The sequence below is a fragment of the Gillisia xinjiangensis genome (assembly GCF_046298265.1).
Classification (GTDB): Bacteria; Bacteroidota; Bacteroidia; order Flavobacteriales; family Flavobacteriaceae; genus Gillisia; species Gillisia xinjiangensis.
The window spans coordinates 38144-64704 of the sequence record NZ_JBKAHK010000010.1 but is presented as its reverse complement, the minus strand read 5'-3'; the positions used below and the strand labels follow the sequence as shown (position 1 = coordinate 64704).

At 38.2% G+C, this 26561-nt stretch carries 24 protein-coding genes; 9 read left to right on the top strand and 15 right to left on the bottom strand.

Translation table 11 applies throughout. The annotated features are described in order from the left end of the window. Positions 1-161: 161 nt before the first annotated feature. Both ACKGJN_RS15135 and ACKGJN_RS15130 read left to right on the top strand, forming a co-directional pair. Entirely contained in the window at positions 162-3611 is a 3450-nt protein-coding gene (locus ACKGJN_RS15135; protein WP_409540391.1) for a pyruvate carboxylase, read from the top strand. A gap of 18 nt (positions 3612-3629) precedes the next feature. Continuing rightward, positions 3630-4319, top strand: a complete 690-nt coding sequence (locus tag ACKGJN_RS15130) for a uracil-DNA glycosylase family protein (protein WP_409540390.1) — start codon at positions 3630-3632, stop codon at positions 4317-4319. 1 nt (position 4320) lies between these two features. Here ACKGJN_RS15130 and ACKGJN_RS15125 read toward each other — a convergent pair whose 3' ends face one another. From ACKGJN_RS15125 to ACKGJN_RS15075, 11 genes are all read right to left on the bottom strand, one after another. Then, on the bottom strand, positions 4321-4455 hold the full coding sequence (locus tag ACKGJN_RS15125; RefSeq protein ID WP_409540389.1) for a 30S ribosomal protein THX: 135 nt from the start codon (positions 4453-4455) through the stop codon (positions 4321-4323). Between the two features lie 2 nt (positions 4456-4457). Continuing rightward, positions 4458-4586 (bottom strand): hypothetical protein, encoded by a 129-nt coding sequence (locus ACKGJN_RS15120; RefSeq protein WP_409540388.1) that lies wholly within the window; start codon positions 4584-4586, stop codon positions 4458-4460. Positions 4587-4663: 77 nt separating this feature from the next. Further along, positions 4664-5452: a tryptophan synthase subunit alpha gene (trpA, locus tag ACKGJN_RS15115; RefSeq protein ID WP_409540387.1), complete on the bottom strand. Its 789-nt coding sequence runs from the start codon at positions 5450-5452 to the stop codon at positions 4664-4666. Positions 5453-5517: 65 nt separating this feature from the next. Beyond that, positions 5518-6699, bottom strand: a complete 1182-nt coding sequence (trpB, locus tag ACKGJN_RS15110; RefSeq protein WP_409540386.1) for a tryptophan synthase subunit beta — start codon at positions 6697-6699, stop codon at positions 5518-5520. A gap of 238 nt (positions 6700-6937) precedes the next feature. Further along, positions 6938-7657, bottom strand: coding sequence for a phosphoribosylanthranilate isomerase (locus ACKGJN_RS15105; RefSeq protein WP_409540385.1), 720 nt, complete (start codon positions 7655-7657; stop codon positions 6938-6940). 9 nt (positions 7658-7666) lie between these two features. Next, the gene (gene trpC / locus ACKGJN_RS15100) at positions 7667-8452 is read right to left on the bottom strand and encodes an indole-3-glycerol phosphate synthase TrpC (protein ID WP_409540384.1); all 786 of its coding nucleotides are present in this window, start codon (positions 8450-8452) and stop codon (positions 7667-7669) included. A 43-nt stretch (positions 8453-8495) separates the two neighbouring features. After that, positions 8496-9488, bottom strand: a complete 993-nt coding sequence (trpD, locus tag ACKGJN_RS15095) for an anthranilate phosphoribosyltransferase (protein ID WP_409540383.1) — start codon at positions 9486-9488, stop codon at positions 8496-8498. Between the two features lie 51 nt (positions 9489-9539). Further along, positions 9540-10214, bottom strand: coding sequence for an anthranilate synthase component II (locus ACKGJN_RS15090; RefSeq protein ID WP_409540382.1), 675 nt, complete (start codon positions 10212-10214; stop codon positions 9540-9542). 62 nt (positions 10215-10276) lie between these two features. Then, positions 10277-11671, bottom strand: coding sequence for an anthranilate synthase component I family protein (locus ACKGJN_RS15085; protein ID WP_409540381.1), 1395 nt, complete (start codon positions 11669-11671; stop codon positions 10277-10279). A gap of 186 nt (positions 11672-11857) precedes the next feature. Then, on the bottom strand, positions 11858-12427 hold the full coding sequence (locus ACKGJN_RS15080) for a YceI family protein (protein WP_409540380.1): 570 nt from the start codon (positions 12425-12427) through the stop codon (positions 11858-11860). 82 nt (positions 12428-12509) lie between these two features. Next, on the bottom strand, positions 12510-12989 hold the full coding sequence (locus ACKGJN_RS15075) for a MarR family winged helix-turn-helix transcriptional regulator (RefSeq protein WP_409540379.1): 480 nt from the start codon (positions 12987-12989) through the stop codon (positions 12510-12512). 271 nt (positions 12990-13260) lie between these two features. On the opposite strand from ACKGJN_RS15075, the gene ACKGJN_RS15070 reads away from it, so the two are divergent. The 3 genes from ACKGJN_RS15070 (at position 13261) to ACKGJN_RS15060 (ending at position 16276) form a co-directional block, all read left to right on the top strand. Further along, positions 13261-13575 (top strand): rhodanese-like domain-containing protein, encoded by a 315-nt coding sequence (locus ACKGJN_RS15070; protein ID WP_409540378.1) that lies wholly within the window; start codon positions 13261-13263, stop codon positions 13573-13575. 433 nt (positions 13576-14008) lie between these two features. Further along, a complete protein-coding gene (locus ACKGJN_RS15065; RefSeq protein WP_409540377.1) occupies positions 14009-15259 on the top strand; it encodes a S8 family peptidase in 1251 nt (416 codons plus the stop codon). A gap of 294 nt (positions 15260-15553) precedes the next feature. After that, positions 15554-16276 carry a hypothetical protein gene (locus ACKGJN_RS15060; RefSeq protein WP_409540376.1) on the top strand — a complete coding sequence of 241 codons (723 nt, stop codon included), beginning with the start codon at positions 15554-15556 and terminating at the stop codon, positions 16274-16276. A gap of 56 nt (positions 16277-16332) precedes the next feature. Here ACKGJN_RS15060 and ACKGJN_RS15055 read toward each other — a convergent pair whose 3' ends face one another. The 3 genes from ACKGJN_RS15055 to pepT are packed head-to-tail and all read right to left on the bottom strand — an operon-like array spanning position 16333 to position 18177. After that, positions 16333-16506, bottom strand: a complete 174-nt coding sequence (locus ACKGJN_RS15055; RefSeq protein WP_409540482.1) for a YdeI/OmpD-associated family protein — start codon at positions 16504-16506, stop codon at positions 16333-16335. A 14-nt stretch (positions 16507-16520) separates the two neighbouring features. Beyond that, positions 16521-16928 carry a DUF1801 domain-containing protein gene (locus tag ACKGJN_RS15050; protein WP_409540375.1) on the bottom strand — a complete coding sequence of 136 codons (408 nt, stop codon included), beginning with the start codon at positions 16926-16928 and terminating at the stop codon, positions 16521-16523. A 1-nt stretch (position 16929) separates the two neighbouring features. Then, a complete protein-coding gene (gene pepT, locus ACKGJN_RS15045; protein WP_409540374.1) occupies positions 16930-18177 on the bottom strand; it encodes a peptidase T in 1248 nt (415 codons plus the stop codon). 135 nt (positions 18178-18312) lie between these two features. Here pepT and ACKGJN_RS15040 point away from each other — a divergent pair, with 135 nt between their 5' ends. The 4 genes from ACKGJN_RS15040 (at position 18313) to ACKGJN_RS15025 (ending at position 24037) form a co-directional block, all read left to right on the top strand. After that, a complete protein-coding gene (locus ACKGJN_RS15040; RefSeq protein ID WP_409540373.1) occupies positions 18313-21186 on the top strand; it encodes a TonB-dependent receptor in 2874 nt (957 codons plus the stop codon). Between the two features lie 184 nt (positions 21187-21370). Continuing rightward, complete coding sequence (locus tag ACKGJN_RS15035; protein ID WP_409540372.1) at positions 21371-22393, top strand: quinone-dependent dihydroorotate dehydrogenase; 1023 nt, start codon at positions 21371-21373, stop codon at positions 22391-22393. A 66-nt stretch (positions 22394-22459) separates the two neighbouring features. Beyond that, positions 22460-23077: a LysE family translocator gene (locus ACKGJN_RS15030; protein WP_409540371.1), complete on the top strand. Its 618-nt coding sequence runs from the start codon at positions 22460-22462 to the stop codon at positions 23075-23077. Positions 23078-23173: 96 nt separating this feature from the next. Beyond that, positions 23174-24037: a hydroxymethylglutaryl-CoA lyase gene (locus ACKGJN_RS15025; RefSeq protein WP_409540370.1), complete on the top strand. Its 864-nt coding sequence runs from the start codon at positions 23174-23176 to the stop codon at positions 24035-24037. A 114-nt stretch (positions 24038-24151) separates the two neighbouring features. Here the strand turns inward: ACKGJN_RS15025 and ACKGJN_RS15020 are convergent, their stop codons facing one another. Continuing rightward, positions 24152-26386 carry a TonB-dependent receptor family protein gene (locus tag ACKGJN_RS15020; RefSeq protein WP_409540369.1) on the bottom strand — a complete coding sequence of 745 codons (2235 nt, stop codon included), beginning with the start codon at positions 26384-26386 and terminating at the stop codon, positions 24152-24154. Between the last annotated feature and the right edge of the window lie 175 nt (positions 26387-26561).

Sequence of the window (26561 nt, the reverse complement as noted above, 5' to 3'; positions counted from 1 at the left end):
TAATTAAACAGAAAATCATACCTTAGAGGGCTGCCATTGGCAGCTTTTTTTATTTTAACTAAGTATTAACCACAATCATATTTTAAAGTCTTTTACAACCATCATTTATTTAATAACTTTCAAAACGAAAAAAAAGGCTTTAATAAAAATAATAAGATCAAATGGATATTAAAAAGGTATTAGTAGCAAACAGGGGAGAAATAGCGATCAGAATTTTTCGCGCCTGTACGGAGATAGGATTAAAAACCGTAGGGATCTATACCTTTGAAGACAGGTATTCCCTGCATCGCTATAAAGCCGATGAATCTTATCAAATTGGGGAGAACAACGATCCTCTCAAACCTTATTTGAATATTAAAGCAATCATTCAGGTTGCTAAAAACAATGGAGTGGATGCCATTCACCCGGGCTACGGTTTCCTTTCAGAAAATGCTGAATTTGCCAAACAATGTGAGGAAAATGGAATCATCTTTATAGGACCAAAAGTAAGCGTTTTAAAATCTCTGGGCGATAAAGTTAAGGCCAAAGAAGTTGCAGTGGCGAGCAATGTTCCGGTAATTGAAAGCAATAAAAGAGAACTGACTTCTGTCGAAATTGCCGTTGAAGAGGCAAATCGCATTGGCTATCCATTGATGTTAAAAGCTGCTTCCGGTGGAGGTGGACGCGGAATGCGGGTGATTAGAGATGAAAAACAGTTAAAATCGGCTTTTCCCGAATCAAAAAGGGAAGCCGGGAATGCTTTTGGAGATGACACGGTTTTTATCGAAAAATTCGTTGAAAATCCCAAACATATAGAAATCCAGATAGTGGCCGATAACCATGGTGATATGGTTCATCTTTTTGAAAGGGATTGTTCTGTTCAAAGACGCTATCAAAAGGTTATAGAATTTGCTCCTTCCCTTGGTTTGGGTGAGGAAATTAAGGATAAGTTATATAAATATGCGCTGGACATCTGCAAGGCCGTAAAATATAACAATATTGGAACGGTGGAATTTCTTGTAGAAGATGGGGAAATATATTTTATTGAAGTAAATCCAAGGATACAGGTTGAACACACAGTAACTGAAATTGTTACCGGGATCGATCTTGTAAAAGCCCAGATATTCATAGCCGGCGGTTATAAATTAAGTGATGACCAAATCAAAATCCACGGGCAGGAAAGTCTTAAGATAAATGGATTTGCCCTTCAGTGCAGAATTACAACAGAAGATCCGGAAAATGATTTTAAACCGGATTATGGAACCATTACCACTTATAGAAGTGCTTCCGGTTTTGGAATAAGGCTGGATGCCGGGAGTGTTTATCAGGGTGTTACCATTTCACCATTCTTTGATTCTATGCTGGTAAAAGTTTCAGCAAGCAGCCGGACTTTAGACGGTGCCTGTAGAAAAATGCGTCGTACCCTGGCCGAATTCAGGGTACGTGGAGTAAAGACCAATATGGCATTTCTCGATAATATTCTTCAGCATGAGAAATTCAGGGAAGGAAAGGTTACCGTAAACTTCATAAAAGATAACCCGGATTTATTTATAATAAAGCCAAGTCGCAACCGTGCAACCAAGCTGGTTAAATTCCTTGGAGATATCACTGTAAACGGAAATCCGGATGTAAAGGAAATAGATCGCTCCAAAAAATTCATACTTCCTCATGTTCCTAAATTTGATGAATATGGGAACTATCCAAAAGGCACCAAGGATAGGCTCACCGAATTGGGACCTGAGAAATTTTCAAGATGGTTAAGGCATCAAAATGAAATTAAATTTACGGATACCACAATGCGGGATGCCCATCAAAGTTTGCTGGCAACACGCATGCGAACCTATGATATGATGAAAGTGGCAGAAGGCTTTGCCAAAAATCATCCCAACGTGTTCAGTATGGAAGTTTGGGGTGGTGCCACCTTTGATGTTTGTCTTAGGTTTTTAAAGGAAAATCCATGGGAACGTTTGCAATTGCTTAGAAAAGCTATGCCAAACGTGCTTTTACAAATGCTTTTACGAGGTTCAAACGGAGTGGGTTATACCGCATATCCGGATAATCTAATAGAGCGTTTTGTGACCGAAGCCTGGGAGAACGGAGTGGATGTTTTCAGGATTTTCGATTCACTTAACTGGATGGAATCCATAGAACCTTGTATAAAATATGTTCGGGAAAATACTTCGGGTCTTGCAGAGGCTTCCATTTGTTATACCGGAGATATTCTGGATACCAAACAAACCAAATACACTATTGAATATTATGTAAATCTCGCCAAGCAAATGGAGGATGCCGGGGCACATATCCTGGGAATAAAAGATATGGCGGGAATTTTAAAACCTTATGCGGCAGAGGAGCTGATCCATGCTCTGAAATCCAGGATCAACATTCCAATTCACCTGCATACACATGATACCTCTTCCATCCAAGCTGCAACCTACTTAAAGGCTATTGAAGCAGGCGTAGATGTTGTAGATGTAGCCCTGGGAGGTCTGTCCGGACTTACATCACAACCTAATTTTAATTCCATCGTGGAAATGATGAAATTTCAGAGTAGAAGTCCCGAATTTGATATGGATAAGCTGAATGAGTATTCTCATTACTGGGAATCTGTCCGCAATTATTACTATCCTTTTGAAAGCGGACTTAAAGCCGGTACTGCCGATGTTTACAAACATGAAATTCCGGGAGGACAGTATTCCAACCTGAAACCACAAGCAGAATCCCTTGGTTTAGCCGACAGATTTAATGAAATTACCGATATGTATTCCCAGGTAAATGACCTTTTTGGAGATATTATAAAAGTAACACCAAGCTCAAAAGTGGTAGGGGATATGGCTCAATATCTGGTTAGTAATAATTATAGCATAGCAGATGTTCTGGAACGGGGAGAAGAAATGTCCTTTCCTGCTTCGGTAAAAAGTTTCTTTCGCGGAGACCTGGGGCAACCCGTAGGTGGTTTCCCCGAAAAAATTCAGAAGATCATTCTAAAAGATGAAAAGCCCTATACCAACAGGCCAAATGCTCATATGGAACCTATAGATTTTGAAGCTGAATTTGCTGAATTTGATAAAACCTTTAAAGAAGCCATGGGTAGAAAACTGGATATGACCGATTTTCTTTCCTATAAGTTATATCCAAAGGTCTTTACAGATGCCTATAACCATCATAAGGAGTACGGAAATGTCGTAAATATTCCTACCAAAAATTTCTTTTACGGAATGGATCCCGGAGAAGAGATTATCGTTGAAATGGATAAGGGGAAAACCTTATTGATCCAGTTGATGTCAGTAAGTGAACCTAACAGCGATGGAATGGTTGATGCATATTTCAAGGTGAACGGGCAAACCCGGGCAGTGAAAATTCAGGATAAATCGATCAAGGTGGAAAAGCTTGTTCATCAAAAAGCAGATAAAACAAATCCGAAGGAAATTGGTGCTCCGCTTCAGGGTTCCTTATCTTCTATTTTGGTTAAAAAGGGACAAAAAGTCGATAAAAATGAACCATTGTTTATAATTGAAGCAATGAAGATGGAAACCACAATCACCTCCAATGCTCAAGGGGAAATAGATAAAATTATTTTGCCTCAGGGAGAAATGGTTTTTTCAGAAGACCTTATTGTTACTATGAAGTAATTCTGACAAATTGAAAGCATGGAGTCAAATAAAGAGGATAATAAAAAGCTTTTTTACCACATCCATCCTTATGGTCCTTTTATTCCTGAAAATGCAACAAAATTAATTGTAGGAACACTTCCACCACCAAGATTTACGACCGGCTTGTTGAAAGAAGGAGATGTTGATTTTTGCTATGGAAGCAGGGATGGCTTGCTTTGGCTGGTGCTGGATAAGTTATTTGATCTAAACCTGAAATACGAAAATACAGCGGAAGCCATTGAGCAGCGCGAAAATTTTTTAAGAAGAAGGGGAATTGGGATATGTGATATGCTTGATAGCAGCAAACGTGCCAAGATAGATGCTTCCGATATTGGAATGCAGCATCCGGAACTCCGGAATATGATTCAAATCCTTCGGAATTATCCAAAAATTGAAACATTGCTTTTTACAGGAGGGAATAGTAAAAACGGACCGGAATATTTTTTCAGAAAACATTTAAAGGAAATACAGGAAGACATTAAATTAAAAGTGATCTCCAGTGAAGTTCCACGGGAGCATCAGTTTTTGCTGGATGAGAGGTTTATAACAACCGTTTCATTAACCGCTCCTTCCGGATCTGCAAACCGGGCGATAGGAAGCATGGAATCCTATAAAAGTTTAAAAAAGAAGCACCCTGAATTCAATACCATTGATTTCAGGGTGCTTCAATATAAGGGATATTTCTAAATTATTTTAATTCTTTTTGATCCTGCTGGGCCATGGTGGTAGGCTTAATTTTAAATTTTTTACGTTTTGGCCTAAGTCTACCATGGGTTCCAATAGCTATTTTCCCTCGTTTGGTTTTCTTATCTCCTCTTCCCATTCTTATTTTTTATTTTGCTGTTTTTTGATGGTTTTTTCATCAATATCAAATTTGTTGGTTTTTTGATTTCTATCTCCGGTAGGATTAGTAGGATTTTTTTGTTTTTCCTTTCTTTCAAATTTCTTTTCCATGGTTGCTGATTTTAATATTCACAGGAAAAATACAGAATAATAGAGAAAAACTCTATTAATGGGATGTTAGAATTTGGTTAAAAGTCTCGTATTTCTTTAATAAAGGATGCGGTTTTATTGGTTCCGTATGCCGTTATATAATTAACAAAAGCGCTGCCTATTATGGCTCCGGCAGCAAATTCTGTCGCCTGATTAAAAGTTTCCTTATCATTTATCCCAAATCCTATAATTTGTGGATTTTTTAAATTCATCGCTGCAATTCGTTTAAAATATGCTTTGGTGTCTTCACCAAATCCCTTTGTGGAGCCTGTTACACTGGCACTGCTCACCATATAAATGAATCCGCCGGAAACAGAATCTATGAACCGGATTCGTTCTTCTGAAGTTTGAGGTGTAATAAGGAAAATATTGAGAAGTCTATATTTTTCAAAAATCGCTTTATATTCCTCATTATAAACGTCTACGGGAAGATCTGGAATTATCAATCCATCTATCCCAGCTTTCTGACATTTCTGGCAGAATTTCTCCACCCCAAATTGAAGCATCGGATTGAAATACCCCATAATGATCAAAGGTATTTTAACCGTTTCCCGAATATCCTTTAATTGGTCAAAAAGCTTATTGGTAGTCATTCCGTTTTTTAAAGCTTGCGTAGAACTTTCCTGAATCGTTGGGCCATCTGCCAAAGGATCGCTGAAGGGAAGTCCAATTTCTAAAAAGTCAACCCCGCTTGTTTCCAGATCTTTTATAATCTTTATGGTATCCTCTAATTTTGGATAGCCGGCGGTAAAATAGATGGAAAGCAGTTTTTTCTGCTTATTTTCAGATTGGTCGGTTTCCTTTAATTTTTGAATTATTCGGTTCATTTTACAGTGTTTGACTGGACCTCACAGGTTTTAAAAACCTGTGAGGTCTGTTAAAAATAGATTTTTTATAAATTAAAATAATCGATATAGGTGCTCAGGTCTTTATCTCCCCGGCCTGAAAGATTGACAACCACAATATCATCTTCTTTAAATTTCCGATCTTTAAAAATCGCCAGGGCGTGTGCGGTTTCAATGGCGGGAATAATTCCTTCCAGTTTGGCCAGTTCAATTCCTGCCTGCATCGCGGCATCATCGGTTATGGAAATAAATTCCCCGCGGCCGGTTCTAAATAAATTGGCGTGCATAGGCCCTACTCCAGGATAATCCAATCCTGCCGAAATTGAATAAGGCTCGGTGATTTGTCCATCATCGGTTTGCATCAATAAGGTCTTGCTGCCATGAATTATCCCTTCTTTACCCAATGCTGAGGTTGCAGCGCTTTCGCCGGTATAAATTCCTTTCCCTGCTGCTTCTACCGCAATAATTCCTACTTCAGGATTATCCAGGTAATGAAAATAAGCTCCGGCAGCATTGCTCCCGCCACCAACGCAGGCAACGATATAATCCGGATTTTCACGGTTCTCCTTTTCCTTCAACTGGACTTTTATCTCAGCCGAGATCACCGCCTGAAACCTGGCAACCATATCCGGATAAGGATGAGGTCCAACCACAGATCCTATGATGTAATGCGTATTTACAGGATTATTGATCCAGTCTCTAATCGCCTCATTCGTGGCGTCCTTTAAAGTTTTGCTGCCCGATTTTGCGGGAACCACAGTTGCTCCAAGCATTTTCATTCTGGCTACATTGGGAGCTTGCCGTTCAATATCCACCTCTCCCATGTAAACAATACATTCAATTCCCATCAAAGCACAAACTGTCGCTGTCGCTACCCCATGTTGTCCTGCGCCGGTTTCAGCAATGATCCGGGTTTTGCCAAGGCGTTTTGCCATTAAAATCTGCCCTACCGTATTATTGATTTTATGAGCGCCGGTGTGACAAAGATCCTCGCGTTTTAAATATACTTTGGTCTTGTATTTATTGCTGAATCGCTCCGCAAAATAAAGCGGGGTAGGTCTCCCCACATATTCTTTCAATAAAAAGTTGAATTCTTTCTGAAAGGATTCCTCCTTCATAATATCCAGATATTGGGAACGTAATTCCTCAACATTCGGATAGAGCATTTCGGGAATATAAGCTCCTCCAAAATCCCCGTAATATCCTTTTTCGTTTGCCTGATATGTCATTTTAATCAGTTTTTAATTTTATAGTTTTATATACTTTTTACTTTTAATCACAAAGTGCGCTAAGTTTTCGCAAAGATCTCAAAGCCTTGCAATCGCTTTAGGTACTTTTAATAAGTGTTCCCTTTCTTATTTTTAAATTCAGTTTCAGAAATTGTTTTTTCTTTGTGCCTTTTGTGTTTTTTTTCTTTGTGTGCTTTGCTGTTAAAAACATTAGCGTTTAAAATCAACCGGTGTTTTTTTAACCACCAAAATCCAAAAGATCTGATGATAGAAATTTTAGGTTTTTCTGAAATTTCGCTAAAACTTCCATGTTTTTAACTCCCGGCTCAATTTCAAACTTGCTGTTTACGTCGATGGCATATAGCAAATCCTGTTTTCCTTTTTTTCGAAATTCAGCAATCAGGGATTTAATGCTTACCAGCTCTTCAATCCCTATTCCTCCGGATAGGAAAAAGGGTTTTTCTGAAGGGTATGCCTTTAAAATATCCCAGTTAAAAGCTATGCCATTTCCGCCTTTGTTTTTTCCTTTGGTATCAAACAAAAAGTAATCAACCTCATCTTCATATGGGAATAGGACCTCAAAATCGAATTCATCATTTACAGAAAAAACCTTGATGATCTCCACTTCTGAAGTTTCTTGAATTTTCTTTAATTCCGTTCTTAATTGAGTGCAAAACTGCGGATTTTCCTCTCCGTGCAGCTGAATAGCATGTAAATTATACCGACTTGCTTTTTCCAAAATAAAATTGGCAGAAGCATTTACAAAAACCCCCGTTTTCTTTGTTTCTGAAGAAATTTCCGGGATTTCATTTTCAAAATTCCTTGGAGATTTTCCATAGAAGATAAAACCCATGTAATCCGGTTTTAAGGAAGCAATTTCCAGAATATTTTCCTGAAATTTCATCCCGCATACTTTTAGTTTAGGTCTCTTTATCGCGCTGGATTTTGTATCGTTCATTCTGATTTATTAAGAATTTAAATCATTTATAAATGCCGAAGCACTTTTTCCAGGATCATTTGTTTTCATGAAATTTTCACCGATCAAAAATCCCTGAAATCCATAATTTTTTAAATCTTTTATCGCCTCTACACTGCTAATTCCGCTTTCTGAAACTTTTACAAATTCATTTGGTATCTTTTCTGAAAGTTCCTTGCTTATAGCCGTACTCACCTGGAAAGTCTTCAAATTCCTGTTGTTTACGCCCAGCATATCAAGACTTGGCATCAGCGATTTCTCAAGTTCCTCCAAATCATGGACTTCCAGTAATACATCCAGATTTAAACCCTTGGCAAATTGCGATAAATTCTTTATTTGTTTTCTGCTCAAAACCGCAGCTATCAATAAGATCACATCTGCTCCGTGAGCTTTTGCTTCCAGAATTTGATATTCGTCGATGATAAATTCCTTTCTTAACAAAGGCATTCTTACAGCGGCCCTTGATAGAATAAGGTCGTCCAGCGATCCGCCGAAATATTTACCATCAGTAAGAACCGACATTCCACAAACACCTGCATCTTCATATCCCGTAGCAACATCCTGAACATTCAAATCCTGATTGATAACAGCTTTGGAAGGAGATCGTCGTTTGTGTTCTGCAATAATACCGGTGTTGCTGTTTTTTAAAGCGGTAGCCAACGAAATTGTTTCCCGGTCAAAAAGTGGATATTGGGATAGATACCTAGAGGAGATCAATTGCTTTTTTAGGGCAACCTCTTTATATTTATCGGCTATAATTTTATCTAAAATATTCATATAAGCTGGTTGTTTTTCCGACTCTCAAATCTGTTTAAACTCCTTATTTACTCAAATCCTGTAGTTTTTTTAAGGCCTTCAGTGCTTTTCCCGAAAGCAGCGATTCTTTTGCCTTTTCAAATCCCTCTTTTGGAGACAGGTTTTTTGCCGTTGCTATTGCCATTCCCGCATTTGCGCAAACTACATTTTGCTGGGCTTGTGTTCCTTTTCCATTTAAGATATTTAGAAATATTTCAGCGGAAGCTGCTATGGAATCTCCACCTGCGATCTCAAATTCTTTAAGTGGTTCCAATCCAAAATCGGATGCCTCCAAAATCCCTTCCGTAGTATTCGAAATGGTTTTTGTTGCTCCCGTTAAGGAAATTTCATCATAGCCGTCCAATGCGTGTAAAATGGTGAAATTCTTATCGGTATTCTGATAAAGATATCCATACATCCTTGCGAGCTCCAAACTGAAAACACCCACCAGCTGATTTTTAGGAAAAGCTGGATTTACCATAGGTCCAAGCATATTAAAAAAGGTCTTGACCGCCAGGGATTTTCTAATAGGAGCAACATTTTTCATCGCAGGATGGAATAGGGGAGCGTGCAAAACACAAATTCCTGCCTGGTCGATACTTTTTTCCAAAAAATCCCGGTCACTGCTGAATTTAATGCCTAAATGTTCCATCACATTTGAGCTTCCGCTAATCGAGGAAACTCCATAATTTCCGTGCTTTGCAACATGAATTCCTGCCCCGGCAGTTATAAAGGATGAAACCGTAGAAATATTAAAAGTGTCTTTTCCGTCACCTCCTGTACCGCACAGATCTATCGGGTTATAAGGACTAAGATCTATCGCTAGACAAAGGTCTAAAAGGGCATCCCGGAAACCTTCAAGTTCTTCTATAGTGATGCTTCGCATCATATAAACCGTTAAAAATGCAGCGATTTGACTTTCGTTATATTCTCCGTTGGAAATATTGACCAAAGCTTCCCGGGCCTCTTCTTTTGAGATGGTTTCGTGGTTGATGAGCCTGTTGAGTAATTGTTTCATATAAGTTTTCTTCGGATTCCTTTTGGTGAACGCCTTAATGAGGCAGTTTTTTTATTTGATTCTGGTTTTTGCTTCAGGGTTTTGAGTTTCTTTTTGTGGTGAAGGCATTGGAGCAGGAGTATTGATCCAATTCGCTATCATCTTTTTTCCATTTGGTGTTAAAACCGATTCCGGGTGAAACTGAACGCCTCTTACATCATATTCCCGATGGCGTAAGGACATTACCTGTCCCTTTTCATCATAAGAAGTGGCTTCAAGGCAATCGGGCAAGTTTTGATCCACTACCCAGGAATGATAGCGTCCTACTTCAAATTCACTTTCAAGTCCGTAGAATAATTCTTCGTCGGTTACCGTGGTTTTTATGGAAGTAGCGATTCCATGATAAACCGATTCCAGGTTGATGAGTTTTCCGCCGAAAACTTCACCTATTGCCTGTTGACCAAGACAAACCCCTAAAATACTTTTTGTGGGCGCATATTTTTCTACAATGGCTTTTAAAAGTCCGGCTTCATCGGGAATCCCGGGACCGGGAGAAAGCAGGATCTTGTCAAATTGCTCAACAAATTCCAGGTCTAATTCATCATTTCTCCGCACCGTTACCACGCAATCGAATTCTTCAAGATAATGAACAAGATTGTACACAAAGGAATCGTAATTATCTATCACCAACACGTTAACCGGGTTTACCTGAGGTTTAGATGCTATTTTTTTAGATTTAGTATTCATTTTTCTTTCTACTTAATTTCACGTATCATTTCCCTCATTTAGAGGCGCTGCAGAAGGCTTTATTATATTTCTTCTGCAAGTTCCAGGGCTTTCGTTAAAGCTCCTAATTTGTTATAGACTTCCTGTAATTCGTTATCTTCATTGGATTCTGAAACAATTCCTGCCCCTGCCTGATAATGCAGATAATGGTTTTTGCTCACAAAAGACCGGATGATGATGGCATGATTGAAATTTCCGTCAAAATCCATAAATCCAATGGCCCCGCCATACGCGCTTCGGTTCACATTTTCATACTTTTCAATAAGGCTCATCGCGCTGTGTTTTGGCGCGCCGCTCAATGTTCCGGCGGGAAAAGTATCGGCTACAACCTGCATGGCAGCGGTGTTTTTATCCTTGGTTCCCGTTACTTTGCTCACGAGATGGATTACATGAGAGAAAAACTGGATCTCTTTGTATTTTTCAACTTTTACATGGCTGCTATGGCGGCTAAGGTCATTTCTGGCCAGGTCCACAAGCATGACATGTTCTGCATTTTCCTTTTTATCTGATGAAAGTTCTTTTGCGAGTTCAGCATCCTGTTCATCATTTCCGGTGCGTTTAAAGGTGCCTGCAATAGGATGTATTTCTGCCTGATCGCCTTTTACCACCAATTGCGCTTCGGGAGAACTTCCGAAGATCTTGAAATTTCCATAATCAAAATAGAATAGGTAGGGGGAGGGGTTTACATTTCTCAATGCCCGGTACACATTGAATTCATCCCCTTTAAAAGCCTGGGAAAACCTTCGGGACAACACGAGTTGAAATACATCTCCGCGCTGACAATGGTTTTTGCCCAGTTTCACATTTTCTTTGAATTCTTTATCCGTTAAATTTGAAACCGGTTCTTGTTGTCTTTTGAAATTATAGGTGGCAAAATTCTTCACCTTCAGCAATTGTTCTATTTCCGCGAGTCTGTTTTTGGAATCGTATGTGTGATCAAAAATATAAGCTTCGTTATTAAAATGATTTACCGCAATGATGTTTTGATATACAGCATAATAAATATCCGGAATTTGAAGATCTCCTGTCTTTTTTTCGATTTTAATATTTTCAAAATATTTCACTCCATCATACGCGATGTACCCAAAAAGTCCATTGTTTATAAATTTGAAACCTGAATTTTCGGTTTTAAATCGCTTTGAAAATTCCTGAATCTTGTTGGGAATATTTATTTCAGAAGAAATTTTGGTCTTTTGGATACTTCCGTCAGGAAAAGACTCTGTAATAATTTCATTTTCAATTTTAATCGAAGCGATTGGATTGCAACAGATGTATGAAAAACTATTGTCACTTGCATGGTAATCACTGCTCTCCAAAAGCAGACTATTAGGGTACTTGTCCCTGATTTTGAGGTAGACACTTACCGGAGTGATGGTATCTGCAAGAAGTTTTTTAAAAGTGGTGGTTAATTGATACATTTTTCTGATTTATGGAATGAAAAAAGGCTTGTCGTGAGACAAGCCTTTGTATATTATTTTATACGAGTGCAGTGTTACTTCACGTTGTGTTGACGTAAGTTGTTCCACCACCAGGTATGTACTGTATTATTTTTCATCTAGCCAAATATACTTATGATATTTTAAATAACAAAAGTTTTTTGGGTTTTAAAATTTTAAATCTACAGCAAGATCAAAATTGTCATAGATTGTTTTATCTCCTAAATTGTCGAAAAAACTTCCAGATCCATAACGCACATCGTATTTTGATCTGTCAATACTTAATGAGGTAGAAGCAGAATTTTCTTTCCAGTTAAGATCAAAAGTTACTTTGTTTGTTTTGTTCTTAATAGTTAAATCTCCAACAGCTCCATAGACTCCATCTGCTTTTTTAGAGATACTGGTTATTACAAGTTTGGACGTTGGATATTTTTCTACTCCGAAAAAATCATCCGACTTTAAATGACCTTCAAGTTTGCCTTTATTTTCTCCTGAAAGGTCCGTACTTATTAGTGAGGTCATATCCATTACAAATTCCCCACCAACTGGGTTACCGTCTTCCACTATAAAATGTCCTTCCTTTAGCTGAATGGTCCCAGTATGTGAACCCGTTACTTTTTCACCTTTCCAGGTCACTTTACTTTCTTTAATGTTGACCTCTTTGTTAAGAGAGGTAAAGGCTAAAGTTGTTAAAATTACTAAGGATGCAGCAGCACCTTTTAAAATTCTGTTTTTCATGATAATTCTCTTTTAATGGTTTATAAAATATTAAATAACTCTTTTTTACTTAAACGGCATGCGGAAGTTGATCTTCCTTACTTTAGTGTCTTAATTGTTGCAGAAACTCAGTCATTTTTTCCATCTCATCAGGTTGTAGCTTATTGGTAATTGCCTTTTCGGCATTGTCTACCACTGGATCTATTTTGGTTAAAAGATTCATCCCCTGTTGTGTAATAGTTATTTCAACCTTACGCCTGTTTTCCTCGCAAATCACCCGTTCTACAAGTTCTTTCAGGATTAATTTATCCACCAGCCTGGTCGTATTACTCATCTTGCTCACCATTCGTTCCTGTATTGTGCTAAGATTGGCAGGCTTTCCTTTTTGACCTCTTAATATTCTCAATACATTAAATTGCGGAATGCTGATGTCGAATGGTTTTAAGGTTTCCCCAATCTGATCATTTATCTGGTTGGCTGTGTAAAGCAAACTAATAAGCAACCTTTTTGAGGCAGGCAGCCGGCCGGAGGTTTTTATTTGATTTTCAATATTCATTTGTACATACAACATTTGTATAAACAAATATACTATGTTTAATTTGATGTGACTTTAAAGTTTTGTTAAATTTTAGATTTTCATAATAAGTAGGGAATACAATATCAATGTTTGGTTTTAAGGAAGCTTTTTTTAGATTCAGTGGGATTTTTCTCAATAGATATATTGTGAGCTTGCTTCAAGGTGATTAATTTTCCTTAACCCGATCTATTTTTAACTATTTTTTGGATTTCTTCCAAAGTTGGATTGCCTTATATTTACCATTATTAAAAATCATTGAACATTTTAAAGTCACATTATGAAAAATCTAACTCAGGAACAATGGAAAGAATCTTTGAAAAAAGATGAAAATGCCTGTATATTGGATGTAAGAACAGAAGAAGAATTTATTGAAGGCTATATTCCAGAAGCCACCAATTTGGATATATACAAAGGGCAGAAATTTATAGATGAGCTTGGGAAGCTGGAAAAATCCAAGAACTATTTTGTGTATTGCCGCTCCGGTGCCCGAAGTGCCCAAGCTTGTGCGCTTATGAATCAACAAGGAATTGAGAATGCTTATAATTTGATGGGTGGGATAGCCGAATGGGACGGTGAAATAATTCACCAATAGTCGTAATCCCAACTTCAAGTTAAAAAATATTTTCTACGATAAGAAGTTTCAAAAGCTTTTGGAAAAATATAATGCTTAGGCTGTAGCGAATTATTCTACTTCCGGCAGGCATAGTTAAAGTCAAAAAATCGGTTTAAAAAGCCTGCTTTTTAAACCGATTTTCGTTTTTTGAATGAGGAAACAGGAGGACAATAACTTTTCTGCCCCAAAAAATAATTGAATACGAATAGTTTTTTTCTTACTGAATGTTGAAAAATTAGATTTAAACTAAACTTTAACATATCTTTTGTAAGGTACAGTATATTTTGGATAGCAGGGATTTTCTTACAAGATTTTAGAGTACGATTATATAAATAGGTTCTGGTGATTATTATTATGTCATATTTAAGTTTAGATTTGAGAAACAATAAACAATTTAACTAAAACTTATTTTATGATGTTAAAATTAAACTTAAAAATGGGTGCTGCTGCAATAGTGGCCTCTGCATTTCTTTTCTCCTGTACGCAGGATGAAAAAAAATCTCAGGAAGAAGCAGCCTTTACAGAGCTTGATTCCAATTTTGATTCTCAGGCTATAGATGGCCAGTATATTGTAGTTTACCGCGACAACGAGATTGAAGATGTAGGATCCAAATATCCTGAAAATTATGCAAAAGCTCAGGAAGCTATGGCACAACAAACCAAAAGAATCCTTGCAGACGCTTCAATTTCGAATGCTGAAATTGTAAATGTTTACAGTAGAACGGTAAATGGAGCCACCTTAAAACTATCAAAAGCTCAGGTGGAGCAATTAAGAGGAAAAAAAGAAGTAAAATACATTGAACAGGATAGGATAGTAATGTTCGCTCCTCCCTGTGGAACTCCAAACGGTGGTCCTTGTGATGGCGGTGGCGGCGGTGGCGGAGAAACCGGCACGCAGGAGACTCCATATGGTATTACACGTGTGAACGGAGTTGCTAACTATACAGGTACATCTGTTGCCTGGGTTGTTGATACTGGAATAGACCTGGATCACGCAGATCTTAACGTAGATGCTTCCAGAGGTTTTAATGCTTTCACTTCCGGTCGGGACGCAAAATCTGCAGACGATGGTAATGGACATGGAACTCACGTTGCAGGTACTATAGCCGCAATCAATAATGATTTTGGAGTAATAGGTGTTGCGCCTGGTGCTACTGTAATCCCTGTAAAGGTTTTGGATAGTCGCGGAAGCGGTTCATATTCTGGTGTAATTGCAGGTGTAGATCATGTAGGTGCAAATGGAAATAGCGGAGATGTAGCGAATTTGAGTTTAGGAGGCCCTGTTTCTCAGGCTTTGGATGATGCGGTTCTTGCAGCTTCTAATAAAGGAATTAAATTTGCTTTAGCGGCTGGAAACGAAAGTACTGATGCTAATAACAGTTCACCGGCAAGAGTTAACGGAACTAATATTGTCACTATTTCGGCAATGAATTCAAGTGATAATTGGGCTAGTTTCTCAAATTATGGGAATCCTCCCGTGGATTATGCAGCTCCGGGTGTATCTGTAAAATCTACCTGGAAAGATGGAGGTTATAATACAATAAGTGGTACTTCAATGGCTTCTCCACATGCTGCAGGTGTCTTATTATTAGGTGCTGCCAGTACGGGCGGGTTTGTTAATAATGATCCTGATGGTGAGCCAGATGCTATTATAGTTCATTAATAATAGAATCTTTACAACTTAAAAGGTTGTTTTAAATGTGATTGTAAATTGTTTGTACTATTTTGTTTAGACTCATTTTTTGAGATTAAACCTGAAATGGTATACTAATTCGGAAACTCCGTAATAGTGGCAATTAATCAAGACATTTAAGGCAATCTTTTTTTTAATTATACAAATTGAATCTATTCAATATAATTTTTTTGATTAACAGGCGTTAAAAGCTTAGGAAACACCCTTGATTTATTTTTTAAAATAATATATTTACCCCAGTCATCGATTTGAAAAATTCCATTTATGAATAAAAAATTGCTACCCCTCCTTATATGCTACATTGCTGTTAATGTTTCTCTACTACATGCTCAGGAATTTTCTATAGGTTTAAAAGGAGGAATCAATAAGACATACGGAGGAGAAATTACAGGGATTGATTCAGGTATTCCGGCCGAATATACAAGCGCAACTTTCACGGCAGAGGGTGAAATTGGTTTTCATGGAGGAATTTGGACTCAAATAAATTTCGGTAAGTTCTTTATCAGGCCAGAGATCGTTTATTCAAAACTGGAATCAAGATTTGATTTTCCCCAGGGGCCAACATTATATGAAGTGGAGGAATTAAGTGTTCCCGTCTTGGTGGGGTATAATATTTTTGGTCCTCTTGACATTTATGCTGGTGCTGCATATAAAAATATAATGGATGCAACAATTGAAAGATTAGAACCGTTAAATGATCCACCTCAGGTAGTGGTTCAAAACACCCCTTTCTCTGCCCAAATTGGTGCGAAAGTGCAATTTGGAAGTTTCGGTCTGGATGTTCGTTATGACCGTTCTTTGTCATCAAAAGAAAGTCAGGGCACAATCGATTTTGAGTCCAACAGCGCTGATTTTGATGTTCCGGTAATGAACAGAGCGGTAATAGAAGACGCCAGGCTTGATCAAATAATTGTAAGTTTAACGGTAAAATTATTCGATACTGCAAATAAGGATAGGAGAAGAAGAGGTGGAAACTGCTATTTCTAGATAAAAGATTTATTATAAAAGGAAAAAGGGACGATAAATTTCGTCCCTTTTTCCTTTTAACAATTTTTATATTTATCGTTTAAACCCATACCAACCTTAATCATTGGAATTATTTTTTCAATTCGTTTTTGCTTGGTTTCATCCCTCTTTGCCTCTATAATATATTCTGAATATTCTCTTTGCTTTCCGGGGCTTAGGCCAGAAAATGCATTTCTTAAATCCTTGTCTATATCAAATTGATCTGTTAGTTGTGAAGGAATGATGAGCTCCTTTTTAGATTTAGTTTTATAATCTTCCCTTCTTTAGAGAGTTCAATGCTTTCGCTGATATATTTGGAAAGTACTTCAATTTGAATATCAGAATCCTTATCAAATCTAATTTGTCGAAGCGCACTGGTTTTGCCTTCCTGCGCATTTCCCAGCAATTCTGTATTGTTTTGCAGCAATGCTCCCTGAAACAACCATAATGCATAATGATTTTTAAATGCCCCCATTCCTATTAGATTTTTCCCCTCCAGGGTGTATACAGGACCTCCCCATTTGATCGTTTCGGTTAATGGAAAGGAGTTTAGTAATTGTCTAAGCAGCTTCAGTTGAACAGTCCAGGCGGAATGTGCATTAATGTATTGATCTACTGTGTTGATTTCAGCCATTTTATCGTTTCTTATATTTTTCAGAAGTGATCTCTGCTATTTTAACAATTACAGCAACAGCTTTTTGAATGCTCTCGACAGGAACATACTCATATCTCCCGTGAAAATTATGTCCGCCGGCAAAAATATTAGGACAGGGAAGGCCCATATAGCTGAGTTGCGCTCCATCTGTTCCACCGCGAATAGGCTTTATGATAGGTATAATATTTAATGCTTTCATGGCTTCTTCAGCAATATCCACAATGTGCATCACCGGTTCCACCATTTCCCTCATATTGGAATACTGATCTTTGATCTCAATTTTAATAACTTCTCTCTCGTGCTGTGAATTGATTTCTGAAGTAAGATTCTGGATCATCTCTTTTCTGGCTTCAAAATGGTCTTTATCGTGATCCCTTATGATGTATTCCAGTTTTGTTTCTTCTACATCGCCGTGTATATCAGAAAGGTGAAAGAATCCTTGCCTGCCTTCCGTGTGTTCAGGTGTTTCCAATCTGGGTAAAGAGTTGATAAAATCCTGTGCGATGTACATGCTATTAATCATTTTATCCTTGGCATATCCTGGATGAACCATTTTACCTTTTATATAAATTTTCGCAGATGCGGCATTAAAATTTTCAAATTCCAGTTCACCAACCTGGCTTCCATCCATGGTATAGGCCCATTTTGCTCCAAATTTCTCCACATCAAATTTATGAGCCCCTCTCCCTATTTCCTCGTCTGGGGTAAATCCTACCCTTATTTTACCGTGCGGGATCTGCGGATTATTGATGAGGTATTCCATCGCCGAGATGATTTCTGTAATTCCTGCCTTATCATCGGCTCCCAGAAGCGTTGTGCCATCTGTTGTTATTAGGGTTTGTCCTTTGTATTGCAAAAGATCTTCAAAATAATCGGGAGAAAGCACAATATCCAGTTCTTTGTTAAGTACAATATCCTTTCCGTCATAATTTTTTATTATTTGCGGATTCACATCAGTTCCGGAAAAATCTGGGGAAGTATCAAAATGCGAAATAAACCCAATAACGGGGACCTCATGAGCAATATTGGCAGGTAATGTGGCCATGATATAAGCATTGTCATCTATATCAACATCCTGCATTCCTATTTGTTTTAACTCCTCCGCAAGTTGATTAGCCAGGATCCATTGTTTTTTTGTGCTTGGGGTTTCTTCAGAATCAGGATCGCTTTGAGTGTCGATTTTAACATAGCTAACAAATCGTTTTATGAGTGCATCCTTGGATATCATATTCTAATTTTTTACTAGTTTATATTGTAAGAATCACAAAAAAAGCTATTTACAACCGATTTTTGGGTTTGTAGATAGTTTTTTCACATAATTTTAAGTTAGCTTTAGCACAACTAATTTAAAAAATGTAAAGTTATGAAGAATTTTTACGTAATGATCTGCTTATTGTTTGTTGGATGGCACGCTCAGGGCCAAATCCAGCAAGTCTCTGGAACTGTGATAGATGAGCAATCTCAACTACTTCCGGGGGTCTCTGTAGCTATAAAAGGCACCAACAAGGGAACTATAACAGATTTTGATGGAAACTATTCCCTGGAGGCAAATTTAGGACAAACCCTTGTGTTTTCATTTGTGGGATATGATGCCAGGGAAGTTGTTATAGATCGTGCCGAAATTAATGTAACTATGGTTTCCGGAATGGCATTAAGTGAGGTGGTTTTGATCGGGTCCAGAAATATGAACCGAACCGTAGTAGAATCTACCGTGCCTATTGATGTTCTTGATATAAAAGAATTATCCTCGGCTGTACCACAGGTAAACCTGAATCAGATGTTGAATTATGTGGCACCTTCATTTTCATCCAATACACAAACCATTTCCGATGGTACAGATCATATAGATCCGGCCTCCCTTAGAGGACTTGGACCAGATCAGGTCTTGGTTCTTATCAATGGAAAGAGAAGACATAATTCTTCTTTGGTAAACGTGAATGGAACTTTTGGTAGAGGAAGTGTAGGAACCGATTTAAATGCCATTCCTGCTGCCGCTATTTCCAGAATAGAAGTTTTAAGGGATGGGGCAGCAGCTCAATATGGATCTGATGCTATCGCGGGAGTGATCAATATTGTTTTGAAAAACGATGTAAATGAACTAAATTTTGATGTTACAACGGGAGCCAATTTTTCTAAAAATGCCAACGACCAAACCGGCGGGGTAGATGGAGAAACGGTAAACGTGGCTGCAAGTTATGGAATTCCGTTAGGTGATAATGGCGGATTTATAAATTTTGCCGGAGATTTTGATTTCAGGGAAGATTACAGCCGGATGAAGGAATGGGAAGGATCTATTTTTAATGCCTATAATGGAATAGAAAGAGTTGCTGCGGCTTCAGGAGCAGATATTTCATCCTTAACAAACACTCAAATTCAGCAATTTGCTCAAAATGTGGCTTATTTTAGCTCCGAATTTAGAGATGACATAAATAATGCACCAGATAGAGCGGCCTTGCAAGGATTATTGGGCGCAGATTTTACAGAAGCGGAGCTGAATGCAAGAGGCCAGGATAGGAGTGACTACAATATGAGAGTAGGGCAATCTGCACTTCGAGGTGGTAGGTTTTTCGCAAATTTCTCATTGCCTTTAGATGATGCCGGTACTGAGATTTATTCCTTTGCGGGAATAAGTTCCAGAACAGGGAATTCTGCCGGTTTCTATAGATTACCAAACCAGAGCAGGACCTATACCCCCATATTTATAGATGGTTTTTTACCGGAGATCAATTCCAAAATAAACGACCAATCACTTGCGGCAGGGATTAAAGGCATGATAGGAGACTGGAATCTTGATTTTAGCAACACTTATGGAAAAAACGAATTTCTTTATATGATCTCTAATACCTCCAACGCATCATTGCAAAAGGCCAGTCCTACAACTTTTGATGCCGGTGGCTTCTCTTTTGCCCAAAACACCACAAACCTTGATATCTCAAATTTTTATCAGGATTTATTTGAAGGTGTCAATATTGCGTTCGGTGCGGAATATCGAATGGAAAAATATGATATCGTAGCTGGAGAAAGAGCTTCCTATGAGCAATATACAGAGCAAGGCGATGTAATTACACGTTCAGACCAGGTTCCGGCCAAGGATTTCTTTGGAAATTCCAGGCCCGGAGGATCCCAGGTTTTTCCTGGATTTAGCCCTAAAAATGAACTCGCCCGTGAACGCAGCAGTATTGCCGGTTATTTTGATGTTGAAGCCGATCTAACCGAGCAATTTTTACTTACGTTCGCAACCCGGTTTGAAGACTATTCCGATTTTGGATCAACCATAAATTTCAAAGTGTCTTCCCGCTATAAATTAAACGATAATATCAATATAAGAGGTGCTGTAAACACAGGGTTTAGGGCTCCATCCTTACACCAGTTAAACTTTAATTCAACCTCTACAATTTTTGATAACGAGGGGAATCCTCAGGAAGTAGGTACGTTTGCTAACGATAGTAGACCTGCACAACTTTTAGGTATCCCACAGTTAAAAGAAGAAACATCTAAAAGTGTAAGTCTTGGATTTACCGCTAAAATTCCTGATGCTAATCTTTCCCTGACTGCCGATGGGTACTTTGTTGCCATAGATGACAGGGTGGTTTATACCGGGCAATTTCAAGGACCCGGGACAGGAACAGAACTGGATATTTTATTATCTCAGGCAAATGCTACAGCTGCTTCCTTTTTTGCCAATGCCATAGATACAGAATCCAAGGGAATTGATGTAGTGCTAACCCATAATGCCATTTTTGGAAATGGCTTTCGTTTGAAATCAGATCTTGCGGGAACTTTTTCTAAAACCAAACAGGTGGGAGATATTAAGGCTTCACCCCAATTAGAGCGTGCCGGAAAAGTAGGAATTTATTTTCCTGAAGACAGCCGGGTATATTTGGAAGAGGCCGTTCCAAGAACCAAGGTGAACCTTACTAATAATCTCTTTGCAGGGAAATATAATGTGTTTTTAAGGAATGTGTACTTTGGGGAAGTAACCGAAGCTGTTACAACGCGTGAAAATCAGCAGGTTTTTTCTAATAAAATTGTCACCGACCTTTCTGTTGGATATAAAGCTACCGATGCTCTAACTTTAACCGTAGGAGCAAATAATATCCTGGATATATATCCTGATAGAGCTGCTGCTGAATTCAATAACCGAAGTGATGGTAGGTTCGATTGGTCCAGAAGAGCGCAACAATTTGGAATAGGTGGAAGATTCTTATTCGCAAGAGTGAGTTTTACACTTAAATAATAAAAATATAATATATTAAAAGGGCAGTCTTCGGACTGCCCTTTTTTTGTTTAAATCAAAAACCTCGGGGAACTTGCCCATCCGTCAGGCGGGTTAGACCATCAATGAGGCATTAAATTTAATCCACAGGTTTAAAAGAATCTCATTTCCTAAATTAATCTATTTTTGTAGAAATTCCAGTTGTATGTATAAATCTTTGATCAGGCCATTATTTTTTAAATTTGATCCCGAAAAAGTTCACTATTTCACCTTCGACCTATTAAGGATTCTTTTTAAAATCCCGGGTATTTCCGTATTGATAAAAAAACAATTCCGTATGGAAGATATACGCCTGGAACGGGAGGTTTTCGGATTAAAATTTAAAAATCCGGTAGGTCTGGCTGCCGGCTTCGATAAAGATGCCAGGCTTTTTAATGAGTTGGATGCATTGGGTTTTGGGTTTGTAGAAATTGGAACGGTAACTCCAAAACCACAACCCGGAAATGAAAAGAAAAGATTGTTTAGATTAAAGGAAGACGAAGCCATTATCAACAGGATGGGTTTCAATAATGAAGGTGTAGAAGCCGCTGTCGCCAGACTGCGATCCAATAAAAATGTATTGATAGGCGGAAACATCGGGAAAAACAAGATCACTCCGAATGAGGAAGCAGTAAACGATTATCTCATTTGTTTTAATGCCCTGTTCGACTTTGTAGATTATTTTGTGGTGAATGTAAGTTCGCCAAATACTCCTAATTTAAGAGAGCTTCAGGATAAAAAACCCCTTACAGATCTTTTGAATACCCTTCAGAACAGGAATATGGAGATGAAAGTTCAAAAGCCAATCCTGCTTAAAATCGCACCCGATCTTACCGATTCCCAACTTCTTGATATCATTGATATTATTAAGGAAACCCGTATCGCCGGAGTAATCGCAACAAATACTACCATTTCCCGGGAAGGATTGAAGTCCGGTAACAAAAATGAAATGGGTGGATTAAGCGGCAAACCTTTAAAAAACCGTGCCACCCAGGTGATCAAATTCCTTTCAGAAAAAAGCGGTAAAGCTTTTCCTATTATTGGAGTAGGAGGGATACATTCCGCAGAAGATGCCATTGAAAAGCTAAATGCCGGTGCAAGCCTCGTCCAGCTATATACCGGATTTATTTATGAAGGACCTGGCTTGATAAGGAAAATAAATAAGAAAATTCTGGAGGAAAAGAATTGAAATTTATAATTTTCAAAATTCAGAGATCAAAGTTTTGCTAACTCTTAAATCACAATCACCACCTGAATGCTAGAACAGCTTATTCCCTTTTTAACGGCCTCCATCTTACTAACACTTTCCCCCGGTCCCGATATAGTGTTTGTGTTGGTGCAAGGAATGTCCAAAGGCAAAAAGGCAGGAATAATTACAACTTTAGGCTTAGCCTCTGGAATAATAGTGCATACTAGTTTGGTGGCTTTTGGAGTTTCGGCGATTATAAAACAATCGGAAACCTTATTCCTGTTGATTAAAATTTTTGGAGCCTTATACTTGTTTTACCTCGCTTTTAGGGTCTTTAGAAGCGATTCCGGATTTTCACTAACATCCAAATCGGTTGTAGTTGACAAAAAACGGCATTTGTTTAAGCAGGGATTTATTATGAATGTGCTTAATCCAAAAGTTACTATTTTCTTCCTGGCATTTTTTCCTGGGTTTTTATGGGATCCGGAAGGAAATACCGTTTTTCAGTTTTATGTTTTGGGGCTGTTGTTTATGCTACAAACCATTATCATATTTGGACTTGTTGCCATTCTCGCCGGGAAAATTTCACTATTTCTTAATAAACATCCTTCGTCAGGAATGGTATTAAAATGGATTCAGATTGTTGTTTTTGTAGGGATTGGGATTTTTATTTTGCTTCCTTAAAGGCACATGAAATAATATTTTCTTTAGAACCTTTTATTAAGGATAGAGCATTACTTCCCCTTTGGGGGTTAGGGGGCTTTTACTATCTTTGGAGCTATGGATAAAATCAAGCTTATAGAATGCCCCAGAGATGCTATGCAAGGCATTAAAACCTTTATTCCTACCCAGAAGAAAATACAATTTATCCAGGCCATTTTAAGATGTGGATTTGATACCATAGATTTTGGAAGTTTTGTTTCCCCCAAGGCGATCCCGCAAATGGCAGATACTGCAGAGGTGCTTGCAGGTCTTAATCTTTTGGCTACTCAAAGCAAACTTTTAGCCATTATAGCAAATACACGGGGAGCCCAGGACGCTGCACAACATCCTGAAATTCACTATTTGGGGTATCCATTTTCTATTTCTGAAAATTTTCAGATGCGGAACACGCATAAAACAATAGCAGAATCGGTTGAAACGCTTCAGGAGATCCTTGACATTGCAAATGCAAATGAAAAAGAAGTGGTGGCCTATCTTTCCATGGGATTTGGGAATCCGTACGGAGATCCATGGAGTGTTGAAATAGTTGGGGAATGGACAGAAAAATTATCCGGAATGGGAGTGAAGATATTATCGCTTTCAGATACTATAGGGAGTTCAACCCCGGAGGTAATTCATTACCTTTTTTCAAATTTGATCCCAAAATATCCTGAAATCGAATTTGGTGCACATTTGCATACTACACCAACCACCTGGCACGAAAAAATAGATGCTGCTTATAAAGCGGGCTGCCGGAGATATGATGGCGCAATCCAGGGGTTTGGAGGTTGTCCTATGGCAAAAGATGAATTGACCGGCAACATGCCTACCGAAAAAATGGTTTCTTATTTCACTTCCAAAAAGGCAGAAACCAACATTAAAATGACCAGTTTCGAATCGGCTTATAATGAGGCTACCAAAATATTTGGTGCCTATCATTAGTTCAAACCTATAAGCGCGAACTAAAATTATTAAGTAATAAAGTCAAAAAAGCCACGGATTTCATCTTGAAATCCGTGGCTTTTTTGACTTTATAAACTCTTTATTAGCGAATATTTAAAATTGAAAGTTTAATCCAAGATATGCTCCAAAAGGATGTCCGGGTCTTAATCCTGAGGGTACTCTTGCCACTGCATATTCATTATCCAGGGCATTTATCACATTTCCGGAAAGGCTTAGCTTTGAGGTTAGATGATATTTTGCTGCAACATCGAGGATGAAATTGGAATCAACGCGTTGGTCATCAGGGACAGCACCGCTTCCTGCCATAGTCCTGAATTCCCCCATATATCTTCCGTTTAAATTCACACTGAATTTTGAATGCTCCAATCCAATTCCTGCATTGAACTGATGATTTGGAATATAGGGTATTTCATCCCCTGCATTAATTTCTCCCCAAATGCCCTCTCCACTTGCAAAGTTGTTTTGAAACTCTGTATGTGTATAAGTGTAGGTGAAATTCAATGGCAATCTAAACTGGCTGCTACTTCTTTCTAAAAGATCATAATTCAAAAGAAATTCAATTCCTTTAACCTCTACTTCTCCAGCATTGAACTGTTCCAAAGTCCCCGTTCCACCTGTCGCTGCAAGGTCACTTCCCAAAAGGTTGCTGTAATCATTATAAAAACCTACCAGTTCTCCTTTCAAACCGGCGATATTGAATCTGGAACCAAGCTCATAATTAATACTCTCTTCAGGATCTTCACCCGTGCTGTTTCCTGGAGGTGAGAAACCCTTATGAACCCCTCCAAATACAGAAACTCTGTTGTCAAACCTGTAGTTAAATCCAATACCCGGGATAAATATATCCACCTTATTCTCTTTCGTTTTTAGATCTGCTCCAGAGCGGTTTACATCATTTTTACCAAAATCTTCCTGACCTAAAGTGATGTTTTCATAGCGAATTCCTGGGGTGAATGTCCAGTTATCAAATTTTATTTTATACATCGCAAAAGTAGCAAATGCTTTTGCATTACTTATCCTGTTTGCATCCGTTCCGGGAGTTCCTGCAGTGGTTAAATTCATAATTCCATTATTCATGTTGTAAGCATCAACCCACTGGAAACGATCTTCCTCATCATAATGATACCTAAAACCAACTTCAATATCGTGAAACACATTTCCGGCCATCCAGTGGTAATCCAATTTGGTTTGGACACCTTTAGAAACATATTCCCTGTTGTTATTTTTTACATTCAGCGCATTTGCTCCGGAATTGATTTGCCCGGTAACTATGTCAAATGCATCCGGGAAATTTAATGGATTATCAAGAAGGCTGGAAATACCCACTTTTCCTTCTGAAGAAGAAACAACATCATTTAATTTATACCAGTTCCGGCTGAAATTATTTAAATATCCGCTTGTGGTTACTCTGAAATAATCACCGAAATTCATGGTATGGGTAGCCATAAATTGAAGGTGATCTGCATTCATCTGGTCTTTTTGTGAACCTGAATACCTTCTGAAGGGATTTTCTTTGAAATCATTTTCGGTTAAACCCAAATAAGTTTCATCAGAGGTTTCATCTGAATATTGAAATTTCAATTCTAAGGCTTGTCCAAATTTAGCATCAGGATTTGTGTTTACCCTGAATTTTGCTACGATATCGTCCTTATTAAATCCGGTATCCCCGCCAGAATCCAGGTCTTTAAATCCATCGGAACTATAATTTTGATATTCGACAAGATATCCAATGTTTTTATGGGAATTCCCCGCTTTTGCGTGCAGGTTAGAGGTATTAAAACTTCCATAATTAGCAAACAGGGAACCGGAAAAATCTGTTGGAATTTGTGAGGAAATAAAATTGATAGCACCTCCGGTGGTATTCGGGCCGTATTGCACCTGACTGCTTCCCTTTAAAATCTCTACGGCTTCCATTCTGGCTACCGAAGGGAAATAATAGGCCGCAGGAGCACTGTAAGGTGCCGGCGCGATTAATACTCCGTCTTCCATCAGGGTTATCTTCGAACTGCGCTCTGGAGAGGTTCCTCTTAAGCTTATGTTGGGACGAAGTCCAAATCCATCCTCTTCGTAAAAATTTACCCCGGGAACCTGGCTTAGAATGCGATTTATGTTTGTATATCGGTGTTCTTTTAATTCTTTAGAAGAAAGGTAATATGCAGAACCGGTTCGGTTTTCTGCTTCAAATTTACCACCTAAAAGAACTTTCGCGGAAATAATCACCTCATTTAAGGTTTCAACAGAATCTTTAGCTTTTTTAACTGTTTGTTCTTGTGCCTGGATAGTGATTGATGCCATTCCTAAAATGGCAACGAATAAAAATCGTCTCATAGTTCTTGTTTTGAAAATTTTAATTTAGATTGATTTTAGATAACGGCGCAAAAGTAAATCGCTTTTAGGTTTCAGGCAAGCTTATTTAGACTTAATTTAAATAAAAAATAGAAACTATTTCATAATTAAAGGATTAGGGATGAATTTTATGTTTTGTTGAGTACTATTGGGCTTG